We start from the raw sequence: 24678 nt of genomic DNA, 5'->3' as shown, positions 1-24678 counted from the left end.
ATGGAACATTATATCAGCCTGTTTGTGCGCGCAGTGTTTGTTGAAAACATGGCGTTGGCGTTTTTCCTCGGCATGTGTACCTTCCTGGCGGTGTCGAAAAAGGTTTCTACCGCCTTTGGCCTGGGGATTGCGGTCACTCTGGTGCTCGGCATTTCCGTGCCGGTGAACAACCTGGTGTATAACCTGCTGCTGCGCGACGGTGCGCTGGTGGAAGGTGTCGATCTGAGCTTCCTTAACTTCATCACCTTTATCGGTGTGATCGCCGCACTGGTACAGATTCTGGAGATGATCCTCGATCGTTTCTTCCCGGCTTTGTATAACGCCCTCGGTATCTTCCTGCCGCTGATCACCGTGAACTGCGCCATCTTTGGTGGCGTGTCCTTCATGGTGCAGCGCGATTACAACTTTATGGAATCCGTGGTGTATGGCTTTGGCTCCGGTATCGGCTGGATGTTGGCCATCGTGGCTTTGGCGGGGATCCGCGAAAAACTGAAGTATGCCGATGTGCCAGCCGGGTTACGTGGTCTGGGCATTACCTTTATTGCCACCGGGCTGATGGCGTTGGGCTTTATGTCCTTCTCTGGCGTTCAGTTATAAAGGCGGGAAGTATTTATGGAAATTATTTTAGGCGTCGCCATGTTCACCTGCATCGTTATGGTGTTGGCACTGCTGATTCTGTTTGCCAAATCCAAGCTGGTGAATACCGGTGATATCGCCGTTGAGGTTAATGGCGATCAAGATAAAAGTTTTACCGCTCCGGCGGGGGATAAACTGCTCAACATGCTCTCCAGCCAAGGGATCTTTGTTTCCTCGGCCTGTGGCGGCGGCGGTTCCTGCGGCCAGTGCCGGGTGGTGATCAAAGAGGGCGGCGGCGATATTCTGCCCACCGAGCTTTCTCACATCAGCAAGCGTGAAGCCAAAGAGGGTTGCCGCCTGGCGTGCCAGGTGAATGTGAAGCAGAACCTCAAGATCGAACTGCCGGAAGAGATCTTCGGCGTGAAGAAATGGGATTGCGAAGTTATCTCCAACGATAACAAAGCCACCTTTATCAAAGAGCTGATGCTGAAGATCCCGGATGGCGAAGATGTGCCATTCCGTGCCGGGGGCTTTATCCAGATCGAGGCTCCGGCGCACGAAGTCAGCTATGCCGATTTTGAAGTACCACAGGAATACCGGGGTGATTGGGACAAGTTCAACCTGTTCCGCTTCCGTTCGGTGGTGAAGGAACCCACGGTTCGAGCCTACTCAATGGCCAACTACCCGGATGAAAAGGGCATTATTATGCTCAACGTGCGTATCGCTACGCCGCCACCGAATAACCCTGAGGCACCGCCGGGCATTATGTCTTCCTATATCTGGTCGCTGAAAGCGGGCGACAAGGTGACGATCTCCGGGCCGTTCGGCGAGTTCTTTGCCAAAGATACCCAGGCAGAAATGGTGTTTATCGGCGGTGGGGCCGGTATGGCACCGATGCGTTCACACATTTTCGATCAGCTGAAACGCCTGCAATCCAAGCGCAAAATCACTTTCTGGTACGGTGCCCGTTCTCTGCGTGAAATGTTCTATGAGGATGACTTCAATCATCTGCAGGAAGAGAACGAAAACTTTACCTGGCACGTGGCGCTTTCCGATCCGCAGCCGGAAGATAACTGGGCTGGCTATACCGGCTTTATTCACAATGTCCTGCTGGAAAATTACCTGAAGAACCATCCGGCACCGGAAGATTGTGAGTTTTACATGTGTGGCCCGCCAATGATGAACGCGGCAGTGATCAAGATGCTGAAAGATCTGGGTGTTGAAGACGACAATATTATGCTCGATGATTTTGGTGGTTAAACAGGCGGTTGAATGAAGTTTTGCATGACAATAGTGGCGCTTGGCGCCACTTTGCTCTTGGCAGGGTGTGAGCCGAAGCAGGAAAATCTCGACGGCAAGACGATGGGAACCTATTACTCGATCCGTTTTGTGCCAGGGGAAGAGACGCCCGCAGTGGAGACGTTGCGCGCCGAGATCGATAAACGGCTGGAACAGGTTAACGATCAGATGTCGACCTATCGGCCCGATTCTGAACTGAGCCGTTTTAATGCCAGCCGCGAAGTGAACCAACCGTTCCCGGTTTCCGCTGCAACCACGGAAGTGGTGCTGGAAGCGTTGCGTATCAACCGGGTGACCGACGGTGCGCTTGATGTCACCGTTGGGCCGCTGGTGAATCTGTGGGGTTTTGGCCCAGAAGGGCGCCCGAATAAAGTGCCGAGCGCCGCCGAACTGGAGCTGCGCCGTAGCTGGACTGGGATCGACAAGCTGTCGGTCGAAGGTAACGCGCTGGTGAAGAGCATTCCGGAGTTGTATGTCGATCTCTCTTCCATCGCCAAAGGTTATGGTGTGGATGTGATCGCGCAATACCTGCAATCACAGCAGGTCAAAAACTACATGGTTGATATCGGTGGTGAAGTGCGTACCCGCGGCCATAACGGCGAGAAACAACCGTGGCGTATTGCCATTGAACGCCCAATCGCCGGTGTGGAGCAACAGGCACATCTGGTGATTGAACCGGGTGAAATGTCTATCGCCACCTCTGGGGATTACCGTAACTACTTCGAACAGGATGGGGTGCGCTATTCTCATACTATCGACCCTGCCACCGGTAAGCCGATCAACCATCATCTGGTATCGGTTACCGTGATCAGCCCGCAGTGTATGACCGCTGACGGCCTTTCCACCGGCCTGAATGTGCTGGGGCCGGATCGGGGTATGGCGCTGGCAAACCTGATGGGGATTCCGGTCTTCATGATCGTGAAAACCGCCAACGGTTTTGAAGAGCGTTATTCTGCGGCGTTCAAACCCTATCTGAAGAAAAGCGAGTGAGGCGGTTATGCTGACGGTATTCGTTGCATCCTTTGTGCTGTTTCTGCTGGTGGTTGCTGGCATGTCGCTCGGCTATCTGTTCCGACGCAAAACCCTGCAAGGCAGTTGTGGGGGGATTACCGCGTTGGGAATGGAGAAAGTCTGCGATTGCCCAGAACCCTGCGATGCACGCAAAAAGCGTTTGGCGAAAGAAGCGCGGCGGCGTGAGCAACTGGAAAAGCATCGCATTTTATAACCGCTGAATATCAAGGGGTTCTGTACGCAGAGCCCTTTTCTTATCCCATCTGATCATTTTCGCGTTTGAGTTCCCTATATTTTACTGTATATTTAAACAGTATTCTGGGAGGGTGAGATGCGTAAAATCATTCATGTCGATATGGATTGCTTCTTCGCGGCGGTGGAAATGCGCGACGATCCCAGCCTGCGCGATATTCCATTAGCGATTGGTGCCAGCGCCGATCGGCGTGGGGTGATCAGCACCGCCAACTACCCTGCACGCCGTTACGGGGTACACAGCGCCATGTCTACCGCCATGGCGCTCAAACTTTGCCCGCACCTGAAGCTGCTACCGGGGCGGATGGCGGCCTATAAAGAAGCCTCGCAGCAGATCCGCGCTATTTTTGCCCGCTACACCTCCTTGATTGAACCGCTGTCGCTGGACGAAGCCTATCTGGATGTGAGCGACAGCGTACAGTGCAGCGGCTCAGCAACGTTGATCGCCCAAGAGATCCGCCAGGCGATCTCAGATGAATTGCATCTCACCGCCTCGGCCGGGATCGCGCCGATCAAATTTCTCGCCAAGATCGCCTCGGAATTGAATAAACCCAACGGCCAATACGTGATTACGCCCGCGCAGGTGCCGGGTTTTTTGCAGCAGTTGCCGCTCGGTAAGATCCCTGGCGTGGGCAAAGTGACCGCCAAGCGGCTGGAGGAACTGGGGTTGCGCACCTGTGCCGATGTGCAGCAATACGATCTGGCGGCATTGCTAAAAAGCTTCGGCAAGTTTGGCCGGGTACTGTGGGAGCGCAGCCAGGGTATTGATGAGCGAGAGGTTTCCCCCGATCGCCTCCGTAAGTCGGTCGGCGTTGAGCGCACGCTGGCAGAAGATATTCACCATTGGCAAGATTGTGAGACGCTGATTGTCGACAAACTGTATCCCGAGTTGGAGATGCGCTTGCGTAAGGTTAAACCGGATCTGCACATCGCCCGGCAAGGGGTGAAACTGAAGTTTCAGGACTTTCAGCAGACCACGCAGGAGCATATCTGGCCGGTGCTGAATAAAGAGGATTTGATCAACGTTGCGCGCCAAGTGTGGCAGGAGCGGCGGGAAGGGCGCGGTGTGCGCTTGGTCGGGTTGCATGTCACGTTGCTGGATCCGCAGCTTGAGCGGCAACTGGTGCTGACGTGGTAAGAACGGGTGGTTGATGTATTAACCTGCAAGGGCACAATATTGCACCCTTGCAGCATAACTCTTATTCGCGCTCAGGAATTGCTTTCAGCAGTTCGGTCAACAGCGTCCAGTATTGCCCGACGCTGGCGATATGCACTTGCTCATCCGGCGAGTGTGGCCCGGTGATGGTTGGCCCAATCGACACCATATCCATATGCGGGTAAGGCTTTTTGAACAAGCCACATTCCAACCCGGCGTGGATCACCATAATGTTTGGCGTGCTGTTAAACAGTTTCTGGTAGGTTTCACGCACCAGTTGCATCACCGGTGAGTTGGCATCGGGTTGCCAGCCGGGATAAGCCCCCTTGGCTTCGGTCTGTGCGTTGGCCAGTTGCCCCAGCGCGCTCAGCATCCCCACCACGTAATCTTTACCGCTGTCGATCAGAGAGCGGATCAGGCAGACGATCTCTGCTTCTTTTGCGCTGGTAGTGACTACGCCGACGTTCAGTGAGGTTTCCACCACGCCTTTCACTTCGTCGCTCATGCGGATCACACCGTTAGGCGTGCCGTTCAGCAGGGCGATAAAACGCGCCTGGCAGCTTGCGGTCATTGCCTGTGATGTGCTGGTGACGGGATCCAGCAGCACGGTAATATTTTTCTCTTTCGCGACCAGTTCGTTTTTCAGGATAGTCAGATAATGTTGGCTCAGCGCTTTCAGCGCATCGGCCTTGGCTGCCGGTACGGCAACCACCGCAGAAGCCTCGCGCGGGATCGCGTTACGCAACGTACCGCCGTTCAGATCCAGCAAGCGCAGATCCAGTTCTTGCGCATGGGCAAACAGGAAACGCGCCAGCAGTTTGTTGGCGTTGCCTAAGCCCTGATGGATTTCCGCGCCTGAGTGGCCACCCTTCAAGCCCTTGATGGTCAGCTTCAGGGTTTGATAACCGGCTGGCAGCGCTTCACGTTGCAGCGGCAGCGTGGTAATGAAATCAATACCGCCAGCGCAACCCATGTAGATTTCGCCTTCCGTTTCGGAGTCGGTGTTGATCAGGATATCGGCCTGCAACCAGTTGGGCTGCAAGCCAAAAGCGCCATCCATACCGGCTTCTTCGGTCATGGTCAGCAGCACTTCCAATGGGCCGTGCTCAACGCGGTCATCAGCCAGGACGGCCAGCGCAGAGGCCATGCCGATGCCGTTATCCGCGCCCAGCGTGGTGCCACGGGCTTTTACCCAGTCACCATCAACGTAAGCCTGAATCGGATCTTTGGCGAAGTCGTGAACGGTGTCGTTATTTTTCTGCGGCACCATATCGAGGTGTGCCTGCATCGCAACCGGCTTGCGGTTTTCCATGCCTTTGGTGGCTGGCTTGCGCAGTAGGATGTTACCTACCTGATCGCGTTCGGCGTGCAGGTGCTTTTCTTTTGCCCAACTGAGGATGTGCTGTGCCAGTGCTTCTTCATGGTAAGAAGGGTGGGGAATCGAGCAGATCTTGGCAAAAATATCCCACAGCGGCTGTGGCGAAAGTTGAGACAATTCAGACACTAGAGGTCTCCTGTAACAGCATGCCTTGCAGAGGGAATGCTGCGCGGTTAGGGGGAGTTGATATCTGTGCTTGGTGGCACGATGCTGAGAGAATATCACTTTATTCCAGGGCGTGCGCGCCGGTTTAGCCAGACGAAATACTGATGAATTCCTCAGTTCAACTGGTATTCGGCGCGGTCAGTCTCTATAATCTCGCGCAACCTTTTTTCCCCCTGATTACTGAATAAGCCACATTAACTGCTGGCCGGGACCACACATTCTATGAGCGAAAAATACGTTGTTACCTGGGACATGTTGCAAATGCAAGCGCGCAAACTGGCTCACCGCCTGCTGCCTGCCGATCAATGGAAAGGCATCATTGCCGTCAGCCGCGGTGGCCTGGTTCCGGCCTCTTTGCTGGCGCGTGAACTGAGCATCCGCTATGTGGATACCGTGTGTATTTCCAGCTATGACCATGACAACCAGCGCGAGATGAAGGTGCTGAAACGTGCCGAAGGTGATGGTGAAGGTTTTATCGTGGTTGACGATCTGGTGGATACCGGCGGCACCGCGAAAGCGATCCGTGATATGTACCCGAAAGCCCACTTCGTCACTATTTTTGCCAAACCGGCTGGCCGTCCGTTAGTTGACGACTACGTGGTTGATATCCCTCAGGATACCTGGATCGAACAGCCATGGGACATGGGCGTTGCCTTTGTACCACCGATCGGCGGCCGTTGAGTTCAGCCAAAACGCCCGGTTCCGCCGGGCGTTGGTATTTATTGCCGCTAGCTGCCTGATTTCGTCATCTTCTGTAAATTCCCCGCGTTCTGCCCGTTGAGCTTTGGTGTCTATAGCCAGAGTTAGGTACACTACCCCCAGACATTCCGGCTGTTTTCGGCCTTGAAGCAAGATTCTCGGAGGCTGTTGTTACCATGGCACAAGCCAACCTTTCTGAAGTACTGTTCAAACCTTCATTTAAACATGTCGAAACCTCGACGTTGGTATCGCGCGCTCATCATACGGTGGGAGCAGATATGCACTCCGCACTGGAAGGGGATACCGGCAACAATTGGTATCGCATGCTCAATCACCTGCTGTGGACCTGGCGCGGTATCGATCCGTTGGAGATCAGCGAAGTCTTGGCGCGTATTGCCAACTCGAACGCCGAGCACAGCGACGATCACCTGCTGGATACCGTGGTGGGTTATCGCAACGGCAACTGGATTTATGAATGGGTACGCCAAGGGATGCTGTGGCAACAGCGGGCGCTGGAGCAGCAAGATCCGCTGCTGGGCGGGCAGTATTGGTTAAATGCCGCCAATCTATACAGCATTGCCGGTTACCCGCATCTGAAAGGGGATGAACTGGCTGAGCAGGCGGAAGTGCTGTCCAACCGCGCGTATGAAGAGGCCGCCTTGCTGTTGCCGTATCAGCTCAAAGAACTGGAGTTCGCCATTGAGGGCGGCAGCGCGATCACCGGTTTTCTGCATATGCCGGAAAACGGACAGGCTCCGTTCCCAACGGTGCTGATGTGCGGCAGCCTCGATACGTTACAGACCGACTATCACCGCCTGTTCCGCGATTACCTGGCCCCGCTGGGCATTGCCATGCTGACCATTGACATGCCTTCTATTGGCTCATCTTATAAATGGAAGCTGACGCAGGACTCCAGCTTTCTGCATCAGCAAGTATTGATGCAACTGCCTTCGGTGCCGTGGATCGATCACCAGCGCGTTGCTGCCTTTGGTTTCCGTTTTGGTGCTAATGTGGCGGTACGTCTGGCTTATCTGGAAGCGAACCGCCTGCGTGGTGTGGCGTGCGTGGGTGCTCTGGTACACAGCCTGCTGTGCGAAGCGCGATGCCAGGAACTGGTGCCCGACATGTATATGGACGTGCTGGCCAGCCGCATGGGCATGTCGAATGCGTCCGACAGCGTATTGAGAACCGAACTGAACCGCTATTCGCTAAAAACGCAGGGGCTGCTTGGCCGTCGTTGCCCAACGCCGATGCTGGCGGCTTATTGGGATGGCGATCCGCTCAGCCCGAAAGCCGAAGCTCAACTGATCGCCTCATCCTCGCTGGATGGCAAATTGATCGCCATCCCTCGCTCGCCGGTCTACGAGAGTTTCCACAAATCGCTGCTGGAGATTTGTAACTGGTTGAAAGATAAAATGCGTTAACCAGTTGCTAATTTTCAACAGTTTGCTAAAAAGGGTGGTCTACATTGAGGAGGTTAAAGAATGACGTTACCAAGTGGCCATCCTAAGAGCCGGTTAATGAAACGCTTTGCCAGCCTGGGGCCTTATCTGCGCGAAGGCAAATGTGAAAATGACCGTTTCTTCTTTGATTGTTTAGCGGTCTGCGTCAACGTAAAGCCCGCACCGGAAAAGCGTGAGTTCTGGGGATGGTGGATCGAACTTCAGGCTGACCAATCCCGCTTTACCTATACCTATCAATTTGGCCTGTTCAATAAAGATGGGCAGTGGAAAGCAGAAAAGATTAAAGACAGTGAAGTACAAGAGAAGTTGGAAACCACGCTGCGCGATTTCCATCGTCGCTTGGGGGAACTGATGACCAGCCTGGAACTGGTGCTGGAGCCTGCTGCTGACTTTAATGAGAAACCGATCAAACTCTCCGCCTAGATCATTTTCGCTTCATAATTGCGCTGAAATCGCGTTGTGCCTGTTGGCATAACGCGTGTCTCCTGTTACAAAGTTCTTTGTATTCCCTTCTTATTTCAACGGCAGAGAGATTATGAGCAGCGGCCAGACATTGGTTGTGAAATTGGGCACCAGCGTGTTGACCGGCGGATCGCTGCGTCTTAACCGCGCCCATATTGTCGAACTGGTGCGCCAGTGCGCGCAGCAGCATGCGGCAGGTCACCGTATTGTTATTGTCACTTCCGGGGCGATTGCTGCCGGGCGTGAGCACCTGGGCTACCCCGAACTGCCCGCCACCATTGCGTCCAAACAGCTGTTGGCGGCGGTAGGGCAAAGCCGCCTGATCCAACTGTGGGAACAGTTGTTCTCAATCTACGGTATCCACATCGGGCAAATGCTGCTGACGCGTGCCGATCTGGAAGACCGCGAGCGGTTCCTCAACGCGCGTGACACCATGAGCGCGCTGCTGGATAACCGTATCGTGCCGGTGATCAATGAAAATGATGCGGTGGCCACCGCGGAAATCAAGGTTGGCGATAACGACAACCTTTCGGCACTGGCGGCCATCCTGGCCGGGGCGGATAAACTGCTGTTGCTGACCGATCAGCAGGGCTTGTACACTGCCGATCCGCGCAATAACCCCTCGGCGGAGCTGATCCGTGAAGTGCATGGCATTGATGATGCCCTGCGTGCCATCGCCGGTGACAGCGTATCCGGCCTTGGCACTGGCGGTATGGGCACCAAATTACAGGCCGCCGATGTCGCTTGCCGTGCGGGTATTGATGTGATTATCGCGGCGGGTAGCAAGCCGGGCGTGGTGGCCGATGTCATTGAAGGCAAACCGGTAGGCACCCGTTTCCATGCGCTGGAAACCCCGTTGGAAAACCGTAAACGCTGGATCTTTGGCGCACCGCCTGCGGGGGAGATCACCGTTGATGATGGTGCGGTAGACGCGATGATGGCGCGTGGCAGCTCACTGCTGCCAAAGGGGATCCGTGACGTTAAAGGTGATTTTTCCCGTGGCGAAGTGATCCGCATCTGCAATCTGGCGGGCCGCGATCTGGCTCATGGCGTCAGCCGCTATAACAGCGATGCGATGCGTATGATTGCCGGGCATCACTCGCAGGAAATCAACGAAATTTTGGGTTATGAGTATGGCCCGGTGGCAGTCCACCGCGACGATATGATTGTCAGCTAAGGAGTGAGCATGCTCGAGCAGATGGGGAAGGCCGCGAAGCAGGCTTCCTGGCAACTGGCGGTGCTAAGCACGGCAAAGAAAAATCAGGTGTTGGCGGTGATGGCCGACAGGCTGGAAGCTAACAGCGAAGTGATCTTGCAGGCTAACGAACAGGATATGGCGCAGGCGCGTGAGGCCGGTATGAGTGAAGCCCTGCTGGATCGCCTGTTGCTGACGCCCGCCCGCCTGGCGGCGATCGCCAATGATGTGCGGCAGGTGTGCCGCCTGAGCGATCCGGTGGGGCGTGTGCTCGATGGTAGCCTGTTGGACAGTGGCCTGAAGCTGGAACGCCGCCGCGTGCCGCTCGGCGTGATCGGGGTGATCTATGAAGCGCGCCCTAACGTCACGATCGACGTTGCCAGCCTGTGCCTGAAAACCGGCAATGCGGTGATCTTACGCGGTGGCAAAGAGACGCACCATACCAATCAGGCCACGGTGAAAGTGATCCAGCAAGCGTTGGAACAATGCGGCCTGCCTGCCGCCGCCGTGCAGGCGATTGAAAGCCCGGATCGTGCACTGGTGAACGAACTGCTGCGTATGGATCGCTATGTCGACATGCTGATCCCGCGTGGCGGTGCTGGTTTACACAAACTGTGCCGCGAACAGTCGACGATTCCGGTAATCACCGGCGGCATTGGCGTGTGCCATATCTACGTGGACGACAGCGTGGACTATGACAAAGCGCTATTGGTGATTGAAAACGCCAAGATCCAGCGGCCAAGTGCCTGCAACTCGGTGGAAACCCTGCTGGTTAACCGCACTATCGCTAACAGCTTCTTGCCCGCGCTGAGTGCGCGTATGGCAGCGGTGGGGGTGACGCTGCACGCCAGCGATAATGCGATGCCTTTATTGCAGGAAGGCCCGGCAAGGGTGATTGCGGTAGAGGCGAAAGACTACGACGACGAATGGCTGTCGCTGGATATGAACGTAACGCTGGTGGACGATATCGATCAGGCGATCGACCATATCCGCACTCACGGCACCAGCCACTCGGATGCGATTCTGACGCGTTCGCTGAGCAACGCCGAGTATTTTGTACGTGCGGTGGATTCCTCCGCGGTGTACGTCAATGCCAGCACCCGTTTTACCGACGGTGGCCAGTTTGGTCTGGGAGCCGAAGTGGCGGTGAGCACCCAGAAACTGCACGCTCGTGGCCCGATGGGGTTGGATGCGTTGACGACCTATAAATGGATTGGTTACGGCGACGATCTGGTTCGCAGTTAACGTTTCGTAGCAAGCTAGGGGCACGCTGTGCCCCTATGACATTTAGCTTTAAACTCTAATAAGTATACGGCTGACGCTAAATGCAGCAGATGATTAGCTGCCTATTGACTCACCCGGTGCTTTTGCATAATTTGTTCAGCGTACTCCGGTATGCATCTGCATACCCGGCCCAAGGCCGATATAGCTCAGTTGGTAGAGCAGCGCATTCGTAATGCGAAGGTCGTAGGTTCGACTCCTATTATCGGCACCAGTCAAACATTCACCAACGTCTACTAAAGTCTACCAAAACCCCTTATATACTGCCTGTCTTGGCGCAATCCATAGTATCCCTACGTATACTGACATACCCCAAAATCTACAGGTAAATGGGGGTATTTTATGTTAGGTCTAGTGGTCATCCTCGAAAGATGACCGGGGCAGAATGACCGTCAAATACAGTTGCAACTTACCTGAACGTTACCTGACGTATTACCGCAGCAGCACGGAAACCGTCGCCAAGTCCACGGTTGATGAACGTATTAATGCACTGAGAGTGCATAACAAACTCATTGAAGATGAGAGGGTTCAGACCGGGCAGTTGGTAAAGAGAAGAGTTGTGCTCATCAAAAAAATGCCGCACTGATTAACACTGTAGCAAGAAGTTAGCACCAGAACGGTCTTTCACGGATGGGAGGGGCGTATGGCATATTCGATAACACCACTTATATTTCCGGTTCTGGCGTAACCACATTGGCCACCGTGGAGGGATTCTGCCACGCATAATGGCGGGGTCTTGACGTTACCGACCCCTGTGTCACCGACGCTTACCCGGTTTATACCGCACTGCACGAAGGCTTGAAAAACCTCGAGACTTCCGATGATCGCTATTTCATGCTGCAAGTGATCAAACAGTGCGTTTGGGCGAAGGGCGAATCTTCTGACCGGGTAGCACAATGGCTGGCGGAATATGCACAAAGCGCCGAGCATGCTTATGCTGCCAGCCAGGCGGATATTGACGAAAACCAGAAAAGAATAACTGCCCTGGAGCAGGCATTGCAGGACTTCAAGGCCGGTCTTGACGTGTGGAGGGTAACGGAAACCTTTTGTTGGTGGGTTAGGTGTCTGTCATTTAGAGTTGCCACTGCCCTCCTGCTTACTGGATACTATTCAGCATCAATTTCACTCAACATTATGACATTAATGACAAATCCTCCCGACCAAACCGTGCAAGATCTTGCCCACCTCGCCTTTTGTGCCTTTGTCGCATTACATACTGCCGTTCAGCAAGGTGCCATCACTTCTCCCCCATGGTAGATCACCTGTTCCTCGTTCGCTGGCTGGCGACAGCCCAAAAGCAGAAACGGTTTCCCCGCAGTGTGGCTATCGATATTTAGCAGTTATTGGACAAGGGGTGTAAGCGTGGGGTTGAGGCCAAACTCAGAACCCGCTTCGAGTACGTCTGGCGTTCCTGTGATGGCGAGTTAAAGCACCAAAACGATCTGTTCAGGCTTACCTACGCAATCGAAAACCTCAAGGCACAGTGCTGGCGTAATGAACTGGTCACGCTGGCCGAGTGGAATAACGGCCTATCCGGTGAGTTGGAACCCACACTGTATGGGGTCAAGTCGGCGCTCAACGCGGCGTTTACCCAAAAAGGCCGGTTAATCACGCCGTTTGAGTTTAGGGTGGTAGGCCAACGTTCAGGCTTTTATCGATGCTTTAGCCACCGGCTTCCTCACCGCCAGTGAATCAGGGAATACAGTGACATTGAGGCCAACGGGACTGATAGCGGCGTCTTTATCTGAATCTGAGTCAGGATAATCATTGCAAACGGGCTTTCTCATGGTTAATATTCGCGCAAAATTTATATAAGCAAATATTAAGCGTTTCCAACAAGGATTGTTTGATGCTATCCCCCCGTTTTGTCCGCCGGGCGCGACGTTGTCGTGCCTGTGCTATTGCTGTGCCTGCGCTTCTGATGGTTTCACCTATGGCATTTGCCGCTAGCGCCATCAATAACAACGAACAAGTGATCTTGCAGCAGCAACGTCAGCGTGCGCTGGAACAACAGTTGTTGCCCCCCACGCCCGATGTGCGTCTGTTGCCCCCGGCTTCACGGTTGGGGCGTTTGGCATTCCCGCTGGAACAACCTTGCTTCAACATTGATCGCGTGGAACTGAGTGGCCAGGAGGCCCTGCCGCGCTGGTTGCCGTTACAGCGCATCGCCAATCAGGCGCAGGGCCAGTGTCTGGGCGGTAAAGGCATCAATCTGCTGATGAGCACTATGCAGAACCGCCTGGTGGATCACGGCTATATCACCACCCGTGTTCTGGCCCCGCAGCAGGATTTAAAGAGCGGCACGCTGCAACTGAAAATCCTGCCCGGTTTTATCCGCCAGGTGAAACTGACGCCGGACAGCGGCCAGTATGTCAGCCTGTTCAATGCTTTCCCGCCGCGCGCCGGTCAATTACTGGACTTGCGTGATATCGAGCAGGGGCTGGAGAACCTGCAACGCCTGCCGACCGTGCAGGCCAATATGGAAATCGTTCCCGCTGCAAAACCCGGTGAAAGCGATATTCAGCTCAACTGGCAGCAGGCCAAAATCTGGCGACTGGGCGCGTCGCTGGACGATTCCGGTTCGAAAGGCACCGGGCGTTATCAGGGCGGATTGACTTTCTCGCTGGATAACCCGCTGTCACTCAGCGATCTGTTCTATATCTCCGGCACCCGTGCGCTGCAACCCGGCAATGCCAAGAGCAGCAAAAACCTCACCGCCCACTACTCGGTGCCGTTCCGCTACGCGATGCTGTCAGTCACCGCCAACGACTACGACTATCACCAGACCGTGGCCGGGTTGAATGGCGATTTTCGCTACAGCGGTGACAGCCAGAACCTGACGGTGCAACTGAGCCGGGTGCTGCACCGCAGTGGTAGCCAGAAGACCACCTTTACCTACGATATCCTGACGCGTGGGTCGAAGAACTACATCAATGACACTGAAGTGGAAGTGAATCGCCGCCGCACCGCCGCCTGGCGCATGGGGCTGCAACACCGCCACTTTATCCAGCAGGCGACGCTGGATGCCGGTATTAGCTATCAACGTGGCACCCGCTGGTTCGGTGCACTGCCTGCGCCGGAAGAGTCTTACGGTGACGCCACCGCGCTGAGCAAGATTATCCAAATCTCCAGCCAGTTGAACGTGCCGTTTTCGCTGGGTAAGCAGACCTTCCGCTACAACGTTCAGTACCAGCGCCAGATGAGTAACACCCCGCTGACGCCGCAGGACCAGTTTGCCATCGGCAGTCGCTTTACGGTGCGCGGCTTTGACGGTGAGCGTACCCTCAATGCCAACGCCGGTTGGACGGTGCGCAACGAACTGGCCTGGAGTACGCCATTGCCGAACCAGGAATTGTATCTGGGGGCTGACTACGGCCACGTCAGCGGTCGTGGTCCTGAGGAACTGATAGGCACCAACCTGGCCGGTAGCGTACTCGGCGTGCGGGGCAGCGCCTTCAAGACCCGTTATGATCTTTTTGCCGGGGTACCGCTCTCCAAACCGGATGGTTTTGATACCAGCCCGGTCACGCTGGGTTTTACCCTGAACTGGGATTTTTGATGCAGATAGGTGCTTATGACGTGCATGCCCCGTTGATGCTGGGCGGGGATCGCAGTGAGGCCGAGGTGCTCGGGGCCGCCGTGTGGCTGTGGATGCATTCGCCACAGCACCGGGATCTCCCGTTGCACGCGTTGACCACGGTGCTGTTGCCAATTATCAAACACCAGCACTATATGCTGGTCAGCCGGGGCACACAGCCGCTGTTTTTCCTCAGTTGGATGTGGCTGAGCGTTGAGGCGGAAGCGCGTTATCTCACGCAACCGGCCATCCTGGTGCAGGAGGATGACTGGGCCAGCGGCGATCGCCTGTGGCTCCGAGACTGGATCGCGCCGTTTAGCGATGTCCGGGCAATGCGCCGCCTGGTCGGTGCAGCGCTGTTTCCTGAGCAGTGCTTCCGGGCGCTCTATCACCGTGGTGCGGAAACCGGCCAGCGGGTGATGAATTTCAAGGGTGACCAGGTCAGTCATGCGCAGGCCCGCGCCTGGCGTGCGGCCAACCCATTATCTGTTTCTCTACCCGAATACCCGCAAGACCAATCAAGGATGTTGCCGTGAACAAGAATTTATACCGACTCATTTTCAACCAGGCTCGTGGCATGATGATGGTGGTGCCCGATATCGCCGGGGCTGGCCGTGCGGGGGCCGCGTCGTCGCCGTCCGGCACGGGCCACACCCTTAGCCAAATGGTCGGTAAAGTTCATGGTGTGTGTTTCGCCTTGCTGCTGGCCTTGGGGGCCATTCAGCCGGTGCAGGCCAATGTCGTGGCCGATGGTAGCGCGCCGGGCAACCAGCAGCCGACCATCATCAGCAGTGCCAATGGCACCCCACAGGTCAATATCCAGACACCAAGCGCAGAGGGGGTTTCCCGCAACGTCTACAGCCAGTTCGACGTGGATAACAAGGGCGTGGTGCTCAATAACAGCCACCTCAACACCCAGACCCAGATCGCCGGGATGGTGACCGCCAACCCGTGGCTGGCGAAGGGTGAAGCCAAAGTCATTCTCAATGAGGTCAATGCCAGTAACCCCAGCCAGTTGAACGGCTTTATCGAAGTAGCCGGGCAGAAAGCGCAGGTGGTGATCGCCAACCCGGCAGGCATTACCTGTAGCGGCTGTGGCTTTATCAACGCCAACCGCGCCACGCTCACCACCGGCCAGGCGCAAATGACCAACGGCCAACTGACCGGTTACAACGTCGAACGCGGCGAAATCGTCATTCAAGGCAAGGGGCTGGACAGCAGCCTGCAGGATCATACCGACCTGATCGCCCGCTCGGTCAAGATCAATGCCGGGGTGTGGGCCAACGATCTGGCGGTGACCACCGGACGTAACCAGGTGGATGCGGCACATCAAACTGTCGCAGCAAAAACCGCTGACGGCAGCCCACGCCCACAGGTGGCGGTGGATGTATCCCAACTGGGCGGTATGTACGCCAATAAAATCCGCCTGCTGGGCACCGAAGCTGGGGTCGGCGTGCACAACGCCGGGGCGCTCAATGCGATTGCCGGTGACGTGGTGGTCAATGCGGATGGGACGCTCACCAACAGCGGGGCGATGACCGCTTCTCAGACCGTCCAGGTGACGACCACCGGGGATATCAATAACAGCGGCAAGCTGTATGCCGGGGCAGATACCCAGGTGCAGAGCCGCGGCGCACTGACCAACAGCGGGATTGTGGCAGCACAAGGCAACACCCGGCTTACTGCAGCCAGCATTAATAGCACCGCACAAGGCGTACTGGCGGCAGGCATGGCCAGCGATGGCAAACTCGGCAGCAGCGGCAACCTGACGCTCAACAGTCAGGGGCAACTCACCGCCAACGGGCAAAACTCGGCAGCGGGCCAACTGTCAGCCACCGGCACCGCGCTAGACCTCAGCGGTAGCCAGACCTATGGCAACACTGTCGATCTGCAAGCCACGGTGGGCGATATCAGCACTGCAGGGGCCAACTTGGCGGCAACGCAAGCACTCTCCGCGCGTACCGGCGGGATGCTCAACAACGACGGCGGCAAACTCAGTGCCGACCAGCTTTCATTGACTGCCAATGCGCTGTCTAACCAGCAGGGCACGGTGCAACAGCTCGGGCAGCAGGATCTGACCTTGAGCCACGCCAGCAGCATCAACAACCGTGCGGGTACGATTGCCAGCAACGGTAAAAACCTGACGCTCAATACCGCCAACCTCAACAACCAGCAGGGTACGATTGTACATGCCGGTGACGGGGCATTGACCCTACAGACCGGGCAGATGAACGGCGACAACGGTGCAGTGGTGTCCAACGGCAGCCTGGCACTGATGGGCACCCAACTGCAACTGGATAACACCACCACCCAGGCGGGAAATATTACCCTTAACGCCGGTAGCCTGTCGCACCGTGGCGGGCAGATGACCCAGACCGGCAGCGGCACGTTGAACCTGAACATCACCGACCTGTTCGATAATCAGGACGGTGCGGTGTTCTCCAACGGCGCGTTATCGCTGACCGCCGGAACGCTGAACAACCAGCAGGGTGAGCTGATTGCTGCCGACAAGCACGATCTGACGCTGACCCTGGACGGTGCGCTCAACAACCGTGATGGCCTGATTGCCGCCGATGGCCGTTTGATCTCGCTCAGCGGTGCGGTGGATAACACCGGTGGGTTAATGCAGGCCGGTTCCACCTTGAGCCTGAACAGTCGCGGTGCCGAGGTGCTGAACCGCAACAGCGGCGCACAGGGCGGCATTGTCAGCGCAGGCGATATGCAGCTTGCAACCGGCAACCTCGATAACCGCAACGGCCAGATTGCGGCCAACACCCTGAATGCCCAGACCGGCAATATCAACAATGCCGCAGGCAAAATTCTGGCGGACAAAGGGTTTACGCTCAGCAGCGGCGCCCTCAACAACCAGGCGGGCAACCTCCAGTCCGGTGCGGCACTGACGCTGAATACCCACGGCCAGACAATCGACAACTCGGCAGGCGGGCTGATCGGCGCAACCGGGGCGTTATCGCTCGCCAGCGGTGCAGTGGATAACCGCCAGGGCAAACTGGTGGGCGGTGGCGATACGGTATTGCACACCGGGTTACTGGATAACCGGAGCGGCCAACTGGCTTCTCTCAGTAATTTGTCACTGTTTAACACCGGCCTGCTCAATGATGACGGCGGTTTGCTGCAAAGCGCTGCTGATTTGCTGATCGACACTCAGGGTGGGGCTCTTAGTAATACCCACAGTGGTGACCAGGGCGGCATTACCAGCCAAGGTTCGCTGACGCTTAACACTGCCCTGCTGGACAACCAGCAGGGCGTGCTGATCAGTAACCAGCAACTGACCCTGACCTCCGGGGCAGTCGATAACCAACAGGGCCAGATCGCCGCATTGGGCAGTATCAATGCCCTGACGCAGGCGCTGAATAACGCCTGGGGTACCTTGCAGTCCGGTCAGGATCTGCAGTGGAATACCCAAGGCTTTGCGCTCGATAACCAGCACGGCACCTTCAGTGCGCAGGGTGATCTGTCGCTGACCACCGCCGATGTGAACAACCAGCACGGGCTGCTGGCTTCCGGCGGAGCGATGGCGCTCAATACCACTGCGTTCGACAACAGCCAGCAAGGCAACCTGTTCAGCAAGGGCACATTGGATCTCACCGCCAGCCGCCTCAATAACCAGCAGGGCCAGATCCAGGCGCTGGGCGATATGGCGCTCAACGCCGCTCAATCGGTGATCGACAACGGGGCCGGGCTGATCCAGGGGGCGCTGAATGTCACCTTGAACGCCGCCAGCATCTTCAACCAGAATACCCTCGGCGCAACCAGTGGTATCCAGGGCGGCAGCCTGACGCTGAATGCTCAGGATGTTGATAACAGCCAGGGTGCGCTGCGCGTGGATGATGCGCTGACGCTTAATCTGAGCGGCAGCCTGAACAATACCTCGGGGCTGTTGAGCGCACAGAACAGCCTGCACACCCAGGCCCAGCAAGTCACCAATAGCGCCGGTGCCATGGAAGCGGGTCAGCAACTGACGCTGAACAGTGGTTCCCTGACCGGTGACGGCTCGCTGCTGTCGCTGGGGGACATGTCGCTCACGCTGGCGCAGGATTTCTTCAATACCGGGTCAATCCAGGCAAGCCATGACCTGAGCTTGACCACCCAGGGCAATCTGACCAACCAGTCGCTGATCCAGGCAGGTAACCAGTTGGATCTGACGGCCACCAACCTTTTCAACAGTGCCACTGCGGAAATCAGCGCAGGCACCACGCAACTCACCGCCACCCAGATCCTGACCAACTACGGCCTGATTGACGGTTTCTACACCCGCCTCAACGGCACCACTGTCAACAATATCGGCAGTGGCCGGATTTACGGCGATGCGCTGGCTATCCAGGCTGGGACATTGAACAACCTGGCGGAGAACGGCCAGGCGGCGACTATCGCGGCCCGGCAACGGCTGGATATCGGTGTCGGCACCCTCAACAACCGCGACCATGCGCTGATTTACAGCGATGGTTTCGTGGCAATAGGTGGGGCGCTGGATGGTAACTATCAGGCTATCGGTCAGGGTGGTGTGCTCAACAACCACAGTTCCACGATTGAGTCTGCCGGGGATATGGCGCTCAACATTGCGCAGATCAACAACGTCAACGACCACTTCTCGCTGGAAAACGTGCTGGTTTCCCAGGAGCAGATCTCCGAATACGAAGTGGCCCGCCTCAATAACGGCGTGCGCTACAACGACAAGGATTACACCATCTACATCTACCAGGATGAAGTAAACGTCCTGTGTATTGAAGGGGTGATCTGCCACACCACCGACGGTGACCGTTTTACCCATTACGACTACACCCGCACCATCACTGAAGATCGCGTCAAGGAATCTGACCCGGCGAAAATCCTGGCTGGCGGCAATCTCAGCATCAATGCGGGCAGCGTGCTGAATGACAAGAGCCAGATCATTGCCGGTGGCGCGCTGGCGCTACAGGCCGGGACGCTGGATAACGTCGAGGTGGAAGCCAACCGCCAGATCAACGACGTCGGTGTTGCCACCTACTACTCACGCCATCAGAGCAAAGGCGGCGACTCCTCTAATGTCGATGACGTTGATTACCAACCGCCGACGGTGATCCAGGCCATCACGCTGAAGCCGAGCACCCTAGCGGAATACACCCAGGGCCAGGGGAGCAGCCTGGTGATTGATGCGCAGCAAAAAGCAGATATCAACGGTGATATCCAGGGCGCAGCAGGCATTAACGCCGCGCCGATTGCCGGACCGGGCGCAGGTAACCTGCTGCCGGTAGTGCCGGGTGCGATTACCCTGCCTGCGGGCAAAACCTTCGAGGTGAGTCTTGGCGATTCTGGCAAGGTCGTGCGTCTGGTGGGGCCGAACACCCAACTGCCGGACAACAGCCTGTTCCAGGTACACCCGGAAAGCAGCCCGTATCTGGTAGAAACCGATCCGCGCTTCACCAACCAGAAACAGTGGCTGGGCTCGGATTACATGATGAACGCCTTCACCACCGATCCGAACAACGTGCTGAAACGCCTGGGAGACGGCTATTACGAACAACGGCTGATCCGCGAGCAGGTGATCGCCCTGACCGGCAACCGTTATCTGGACGGCTTCCTGAATGATGAAGACCAGTACAAGGCTCTGATGAACAACGGGGTGGAGTTCGGCAAGCAATACAACCTGACCCTGGGTGTGGCGCTCACCGCTGAACAGATGGCGCTGCTGAGTGGCGATATCGTCTGGCTGGTCGCCCAGACCGTGACGCTGCCGGACGGCAGCACCCAGCAAGTTCTGGTGCCGCAGGTGTATGCCACCGTTAAGGCGGGTGACCTGGATGGCAGCGGTGCGCTGTTGGCCGGGAAAAATGTCGGCCTGAACCTGAGTGGCGATCTGACCAACAGCGGGCGCATCAACGGCCAGCAGAGCACGCAGATCCTGGCGGAGAACATCAATAACCTGGGCGGGTTGATCCAGGGTAACGATGTGGCGCTGAAAGCGCGCACCGATATCAATAACGTCGGCGGCGTGCTCGCCGGGCAACAGAGCCTGGTGGCGACCGCCGGGCGGGATATCAACGCCATCACCACCACCCGCAGTGCAGAAAGCGCGGGCGGCGATTTTGCGCGCAACACGCTGGATCGCGTCGCGGGGCTGTATGTGCAGCAACCGGATGGCACATTGGCGCTCCAAGCCGGGCGCGATGTGAATCTGACGGCAGCGCAGGTAGTCAACAGCGGTGAAGGCGGCACCACCTCCATCACGGCGGGGCGTGACCTGAACCTCAATACCGTCACTACCGGCAGCAAAGACAACCTCAACTGGGGTGACAACTGGCAGCACCACTCCAGCAGTCAGCAGGTCGGCAGTGAAATCGTCGGTGCAGGAAGCGTGCAACTGGGTGCCGGACACGATGTGAACATCACCGCAGGCAACGTCTCTGCCGGTGACAAGCTCAGTGTGGCGGCGGGTAACGATATCAATATTCAGCATGGCCTCGACACCAGCACACTGGACCAGCATTACAAGGCCACCGGCAGCAGCGGCATGCTCTCCAAAACCACCACCGAGTCGCGGGACACGATTAGCCAGCAGACCGTCAATGGCAGCCAGTTAAGCGGCGACAGCGTGACCATGCAGGCCGGACGTGATTTGACCGTCACTGGCAGCAGCGTGGCGGCTACGCAGGATGTGGCTCTTTCCGCCGGTAACAATCTGAGCCTGCAGGCGGCAACCGAGCAGCGGGATGAAACCCATATGCTGCAAGAGAAGAAAAGCGGGCTGTCCGGCACCGGCGGGATTGGTTTCAGCTACGGTACCAACGACACCAAAACCACCGATGACGGCAAATCCCAGACCAGCGTCGGCAGCACCGTGGGCAGCACCCAGGGTAACGTTACGTTGAATGCAGGAAACACCCTGACAGTTCAAGGCTCCGACGTATTGGCCGGAAAAGATATCACCCTGACCGGGAAGGAAGTGAATGTCCTCGCCGCAGAAAACCAGAGCACCCAGAAGCATGTGGTGGAGCAGAAACAGAGCGGCCTGACGCTGGCGCTGTCCGGTACCGTGGGCAGTGCGGTGAGTTCAGCGGTATCGAGTGCCAACGATGCCAGCAAGGAAAGCAGTGGGCGTCTTGCCGCCTTGCAGGGGATGAAGTCGGCATTAAGCGGGGTACAGGCCGCTCAGGCCAACGAACTTAACAATGCCGGAGATGAAAAAACCAGCCTGGTGGGGCTGAACCTCTCCTATGGTAGCCAGTCGTCAAAATCCGAGCAGACGACCAACCAATCGCAAAGCCAGGGCAGCACCTTGACCGCAGGCAACAACCTGAATATCCGCTCGACCGGGACGGATATCAACGTTCAGGGCAGCCAGTTGCAGGCCGGGAAGGATATCAACCTCAATGCGGCGCGGGACGTCAATCTGCTTTCCGCCCAGAACACCCAGACGGTGGACGGCAAGAACGAAAGCCACGGTGGTTCTGTTGGTGTGGGCGTGAACTTCGGCCAAGGCAAGAACGGCCTGACGCTGAACGCCAGCGCCAACAAGGGCAACGGTTCTGAGAGCGGCAATATGCTGACTCACACCGAGACCACGCTGAACGCGGGTAACAACCTCAACATTACCAGTGGTCGTGACACCACCCTGACCGGCGCACAGGTGAGCGGTGAGAAGGTGACGATGGATGTGGGCCGCAACCTGACCTTAACCAGTGAGCAGGACCGCGACAACTACGACTCGAAGCAGCAGAACGCCAGCGCGGGCGGCAGCGTCGGGTTCGGCTCTGCCAGTGGTTCGGTCAATCTGAGCCGTGACAAGATGCACTCGACCTACGACAGCGTGCAGGAGCAGACCGGGGTCTTTGCCGGAAAAGGTGGTTTTGATATTACCGTGGGTGAGCATACCCAGTTGAACGGTGCGGTCATCGGTTCGACAGCGACGGCAGACAAGAATAAACTGGATACCGGTACGCTAGGTTTTAGCAATATCGAGAACCAGGCCGCATACGACGTTGAGCACCAGAGCGTGGGCGTCAGCTCGGGAGGGAGCATCGGTGGACAGTTCGCGGGGAATATGGCTAACGGTCTGCTGACCGGGGTGAACGGCAGCGGCAGCGCCAGTTCAACGACCCAATCGGCGGTCAGTGAAGGCACCATCACCATCCGTGACAAAGACAAGCAGACTCAGAATGTCGGGGATCTCAGTCGCGATGTGGACAATGCGAATCCAGAGCTGGAAAAAATCTTCGACCTCGAAAAGGAGCAGAACCGGCTGAAAGAAGCGCAGCTCATTGGGGAGATCGGGAGCCAGGTCGGTGATATCGTGCGAACGCAGGGGCAGATCGAAGCCACCCGAGCGGCGAACGAGAAGATGCAGAACGTGACGCAGGCCGACCGTGATGCCGCCGAGAAACAGTGGCGGAAAGATCACCCAGGGCAGGAGCCAAAGGCTGAGGATATTAACGGCCAGATCTACCAGACGGCGTATAACAAGGCGTTTAACGACTCTGATTTTGGGACAGGGGGTAAAGTCCAACGCGCGGTACAGGCGGCGACGGCAGCAGTGCAGGGCTTGGCCGGGGGGGACCTGTCGAAAGCGCTGGCGGGTGCGAGCGCACCTTATATCACCAACATTATTGCGGATAGCCTGCGGGATGATCCTGCTGCACGAACCCTGGCTCATGCTGCTGTGAACGCTGCCCTCGCGGCTGCCCAAGGCAATAATGCGTTGGTGGGTGCGGGTGGTGCAGTCACCGGCGAACTGATGGGTATGATTGCGATCAATGCTTATGGTAAACCGGTTAGTGAGCTGAGCGAGACAGAGAAACAGACGATCACAGCGCTGGCGACATTGGCGGCAGGGTTAGCGGGTGGGTTGATAGGCAACAGCACAGCGGATGTGATAGCAGGAGCACAGACCGGGCAAACGGTGGTTACCAATAACTCGCTGAGTGGTGATGCAGCGCGTGAAACGGTGAAACAGGTTGCCGGCAATATGAAGGATCAGGTCAGGGATAAACTTGGCGAAGGTACACTCTCCGCTATCGTTAACAGCATTATCGGTGCGGCGGCGGATACCGGTGATGCGGTATTAGGTGGGGCGGATTACGGTGCTGATGCGGCGATGGCTCTCACTTCATGCGCGATGGGAGACAGTTACTGTACTCAGGCATTAAACGATCTGGCGGGTAAAAATCAGGCTGCGGCAGATACGTTGAAAGCCCTGATGAAGAGTGAAACCTGGACAGCGGTTGCCGGGCAGGTGAAAGAAGCCGCGCAAGGTAACCAGCTTGCTCTGGAAGCCACGGGTGGGATACTGGCGAGTATTATCTTGCCGGGTAAAAAAGTTCCACACGTTCCGAATGCCGGGGCTGTTGGTAATATGGGTGAGTTCTTTAAGCAGGCTGGTTTTGGAAGTGAAATTAAAGAGATATCTAAAAAAACCAGTAAGCAATATCAGGGGCAAAGCGTTTACCAGGCAAATAAACCTGTAGGTGATTATATTCAGAAAGGTGATCAATTCTATTTAGATGCCAAACATAAAGACCATATCGAAGTTTTTGATAGTACAGGGACAAAGGTAAGGGCGGTTCTTAATCTTGACGGTTCCTTTAATGACGCAAAAACCAAGGCCGCTAAAGCTGAAGGTAGAAGGTTGCCAAAATGATAGATATTAGTATGTTAGATAAATTTAAAGATGCTTACTTGGAGCTGTTAAAGCAGCGGTCGGGTAAAGAGCTTGATATGGATGACCTTTATTTGGCGAAAGATTATTCAATAGTAGATAGCATCCAAGGGAGCATGAAAAATCTTAATTTAACAATTGAGTTGTTTTTTAATGCACAAGAAAATAACGATGAATTAGCAATGCAAGCAGCCTTGCTGCGTATATCAGCTTTTTTATCTGGGATATACGGGGTTTTTTATCAGACGACTGAGGATATTGACCGTTTTTTCAAGCTTCCTGATGAGATATCTTTCCCGGAAGATTATAAAATCCCTGAGCATTACAACTATCCTATTAAATAGAACCAATCCCGGCCATTTGGCCGGGATCTTTGCATTTAAGCCCTAAAAACTTCCACTTCCCGCCGCTGTAACCGGAGCATACCGTGCGCAATGATGAGTTCCAGGTGTGCTTCCGGTGAACCGTGTGCTTCCGGTGAACCCGTATTGACAGGTTTATGAGACCTGCATCGT

At 56.2% G+C, this 24678-nt stretch carries 18 protein-coding genes and 1 tRNA gene; 18 read left to right on the top strand and 1 reads right to left on the bottom strand.

Annotated elements, in window-relative coordinates:
* From nqrE to dinB, 5 genes are all read left to right on the top strand, one after another.
* Complete coding sequence (gene nqrE / locus ACX9GT_RS20355; RefSeq protein ID WP_037403832.1) at positions 1-597, top strand: NADH:ubiquinone reductase (Na(+)-transporting) subunit E; 597 nt, start codon at positions 1-3, stop codon at positions 595-597.
* 15 nt (positions 598-612) lie between these two features.
* The gene (gene nqrF, locus ACX9GT_RS20350; RefSeq protein WP_473188444.1) at positions 613-1836 is read left to right on the top strand and encodes an NADH:ubiquinone reductase (Na(+)-transporting) subunit F; all 1224 of its coding nucleotides are present in this window, start codon (positions 613-615) and stop codon (positions 1834-1836) included.
* Positions 1837-1848: 12 nt separating this feature from the next.
* Positions 1849-2865 carry an FAD:protein FMN transferase gene (locus ACX9GT_RS20345; protein WP_473188443.1) on the top strand — a complete coding sequence of 339 codons (1017 nt, stop codon included), beginning with the start codon at positions 1849-1851 and terminating at the stop codon, positions 2863-2865.
* Positions 2866-2872: 7 nt separating this feature from the next.
* Positions 2873-3100 carry a (Na+)-NQR maturation NqrM gene (gene nqrM, locus ACX9GT_RS20340; RefSeq protein ID WP_473188442.1) on the top strand — a complete coding sequence of 76 codons (228 nt, stop codon included), beginning with the start codon at positions 2873-2875 and terminating at the stop codon, positions 3098-3100.
* Positions 3101-3217: 117 nt separating this feature from the next.
* Positions 3218-4276, top strand: a complete 1059-nt coding sequence (gene dinB / locus ACX9GT_RS20335; RefSeq protein ID WP_473188441.1) for a DNA polymerase IV — start codon at positions 3218-3220, stop codon at positions 4274-4276.
* 61 nt (positions 4277-4337) lie between these two features.
* Here dinB and pepD read toward each other — a convergent pair whose 3' ends face one another.
* Positions 4338-5798 (bottom strand): beta-Ala-His dipeptidase, encoded by a 1461-nt coding sequence (gene pepD / locus ACX9GT_RS20330; protein WP_473188440.1) that lies wholly within the window; start codon positions 5796-5798, stop codon positions 4338-4340.
* 261 nt (positions 5799-6059) lie between these two features.
* Between pepD and gpt the strand changes: the two genes are divergently transcribed.
* From gpt to ACX9GT_RS20265, 13 genes are all read left to right on the top strand, one after another.
* The gene (gene gpt / locus ACX9GT_RS20325) at positions 6060-6518 is read left to right on the top strand and encodes a xanthine phosphoribosyltransferase (RefSeq protein ID WP_459401459.1); all 459 of its coding nucleotides are present in this window, start codon (positions 6060-6062) and stop codon (positions 6516-6518) included.
* A gap of 194 nt (positions 6519-6712) precedes the next feature.
* Positions 6713-7960, top strand: coding sequence for an esterase FrsA (frsA, locus tag ACX9GT_RS20320; protein ID WP_473188439.1), 1248 nt, complete (start codon positions 6713-6715; stop codon positions 7958-7960).
* 60 nt (positions 7961-8020) lie between these two features.
* Positions 8021-8422, top strand: coding sequence for a sigma factor-binding protein Crl (crl, locus tag ACX9GT_RS20315; RefSeq protein ID WP_473188438.1), 402 nt, complete (start codon positions 8021-8023; stop codon positions 8420-8422).
* 112 nt (positions 8423-8534) lie between these two features.
* Entirely contained in the window at positions 8535-9638 is a 1104-nt protein-coding gene (proB, locus tag ACX9GT_RS20310; protein ID WP_473188437.1) for a glutamate 5-kinase, read from the top strand.
* A 9-nt stretch (positions 9639-9647) separates the two neighbouring features.
* Positions 9648-10901, top strand: a complete 1254-nt coding sequence (gene proA, locus ACX9GT_RS20305; RefSeq protein ID WP_473188436.1) for a glutamate-5-semialdehyde dehydrogenase — start codon at positions 9648-9650, stop codon at positions 10899-10901.
* Positions 10902-11075: 174 nt separating this feature from the next.
* Positions 11076-11151, top strand: a tRNA-Thr gene (locus ACX9GT_RS20300).
* A 171-nt stretch (positions 11152-11322) separates the two neighbouring features.
* Positions 11323-11523 carry a hypothetical protein gene (locus ACX9GT_RS20295; RefSeq protein ID WP_473188435.1) on the top strand — a complete coding sequence of 67 codons (201 nt, stop codon included), beginning with the start codon at positions 11323-11325 and terminating at the stop codon, positions 11521-11523.
* A 248-nt stretch (positions 11524-11771) separates the two neighbouring features.
* On the top strand, positions 11772-12194 hold the full coding sequence (locus ACX9GT_RS20290) for a hypothetical protein (protein WP_473188434.1): 423 nt from the start codon (positions 11772-11774) through the stop codon (positions 12192-12194).
* A gap of 86 nt (positions 12195-12280) precedes the next feature.
* Positions 12281-12628: a hypothetical protein gene (locus ACX9GT_RS20285; RefSeq protein ID WP_473188433.1), complete on the top strand. Its 348-nt coding sequence runs from the start codon at positions 12281-12283 to the stop codon at positions 12626-12628.
* Between the two features lie 242 nt (positions 12629-12870).
* Positions 12871-14496: a ShlB/FhaC/HecB family hemolysin secretion/activation protein gene (locus tag ACX9GT_RS20280; RefSeq protein WP_473188432.1), complete on the top strand. Its 1626-nt coding sequence runs from the start codon at positions 12871-12873 to the stop codon at positions 14494-14496.
* Positions 14496-15050, top strand: a complete 555-nt coding sequence (locus tag ACX9GT_RS20275; protein ID WP_473188431.1) for a toxin-activating lysine-acyltransferase — start codon at positions 14496-14498, stop codon at positions 15048-15050. The genes ACX9GT_RS20280 and ACX9GT_RS20275 overlap by 1 nt, the downstream gene beginning before the upstream one ends.
* On the top strand, positions 15047-24145 hold the full coding sequence (locus tag ACX9GT_RS20270; protein WP_473188430.1) for a hemagglutinin repeat-containing protein: 9099 nt from the start codon (positions 15047-15049) through the stop codon (positions 24143-24145). Before ACX9GT_RS20275 ends, ACX9GT_RS20270 begins: the two co-directional genes overlap by 4 nt.
* The gene (locus ACX9GT_RS20265; protein ID WP_473188429.1) at positions 24142-24507 is read left to right on the top strand and encodes a hypothetical protein; all 366 of its coding nucleotides are present in this window, start codon (positions 24142-24144) and stop codon (positions 24505-24507) included. Before ACX9GT_RS20270 ends, ACX9GT_RS20265 begins: the two co-directional genes overlap by 4 nt.
* Positions 24508-24678: the final 171 nt, after the last annotated feature.

The sequence above is a fragment of the Serratia sp. YWN4 genome (assembly GCF_055790845.1).
Note: the sequence above shows the minus strand (reverse complement) of the source record. Positions and strands in the feature narration are given on the sequence as shown.

Coding starts and splice junctions, on each gene's coding strand:
- frsA (WP_473188439.1), top strand. CDS start 6,713: ATGGCACAAGCCAACCTTTCTGAAGTACTGTTCAAACCTTCATTTAAA.
- ACX9GT_RS20265 (WP_473188429.1), top strand. CDS start 24,142: ATGATAGATATTAGTATGTTAGATAAATTTAAAGATGCTTACTTGGAG.
- ACX9GT_RS20290 (WP_473188434.1), top strand. CDS start 11,772: ATGCTGCAAGTGATCAAACAGTGCGTTTGGGCGAAGGGCGAATCTTCT.
- nqrE (WP_037403832.1), top strand. CDS start 1: ATGGAACATTATATCAGCCTGTTTGTGCGCGCAGTGTTTGTTGAAAAC.
- nqrM (WP_473188442.1), top strand. CDS start 2,873: ATGCTGACGGTATTCGTTGCATCCTTTGTGCTGTTTCTGCTGGTGGTT.
- ACX9GT_RS20295 (WP_473188435.1), top strand. CDS start 11,323: ATGACCGTCAAATACAGTTGCAACTTACCTGAACGTTACCTGACGTAT.
- gpt (WP_459401459.1), top strand. CDS start 6,060: ATGAGCGAAAAATACGTTGTTACCTGGGACATGTTGCAAATGCAAGCG.
- nqrF (WP_473188444.1), top strand. CDS start 613: ATGGAAATTATTTTAGGCGTCGCCATGTTCACCTGCATCGTTATGGTG.
- crl (WP_473188438.1), top strand. CDS start 8,021: ATGACGTTACCAAGTGGCCATCCTAAGAGCCGGTTAATGAAACGCTTT.
- proB (WP_473188437.1), top strand. CDS start 8,535: ATGAGCAGCGGCCAGACATTGGTTGTGAAATTGGGCACCAGCGTGTTG.
- ACX9GT_RS20280 (WP_473188432.1), top strand. CDS start 12,871: ATGGCATTTGCCGCTAGCGCCATCAATAACAACGAACAAGTGATCTTG.
- proA (WP_473188436.1), top strand. CDS start 9,648: ATGCTCGAGCAGATGGGGAAGGCCGCGAAGCAGGCTTCCTGGCAACTG.
- ACX9GT_RS20345 (WP_473188443.1), top strand. CDS start 1,849: ATGAAGTTTTGCATGACAATAGTGGCGCTTGGCGCCACTTTGCTCTTG.
- dinB (WP_473188441.1), top strand. CDS start 3,218: ATGCGTAAAATCATTCATGTCGATATGGATTGCTTCTTCGCGGCGGTG.
- ACX9GT_RS20275 (WP_473188431.1), top strand. CDS start 14,496: ATGCAGATAGGTGCTTATGACGTGCATGCCCCGTTGATGCTGGGCGGG.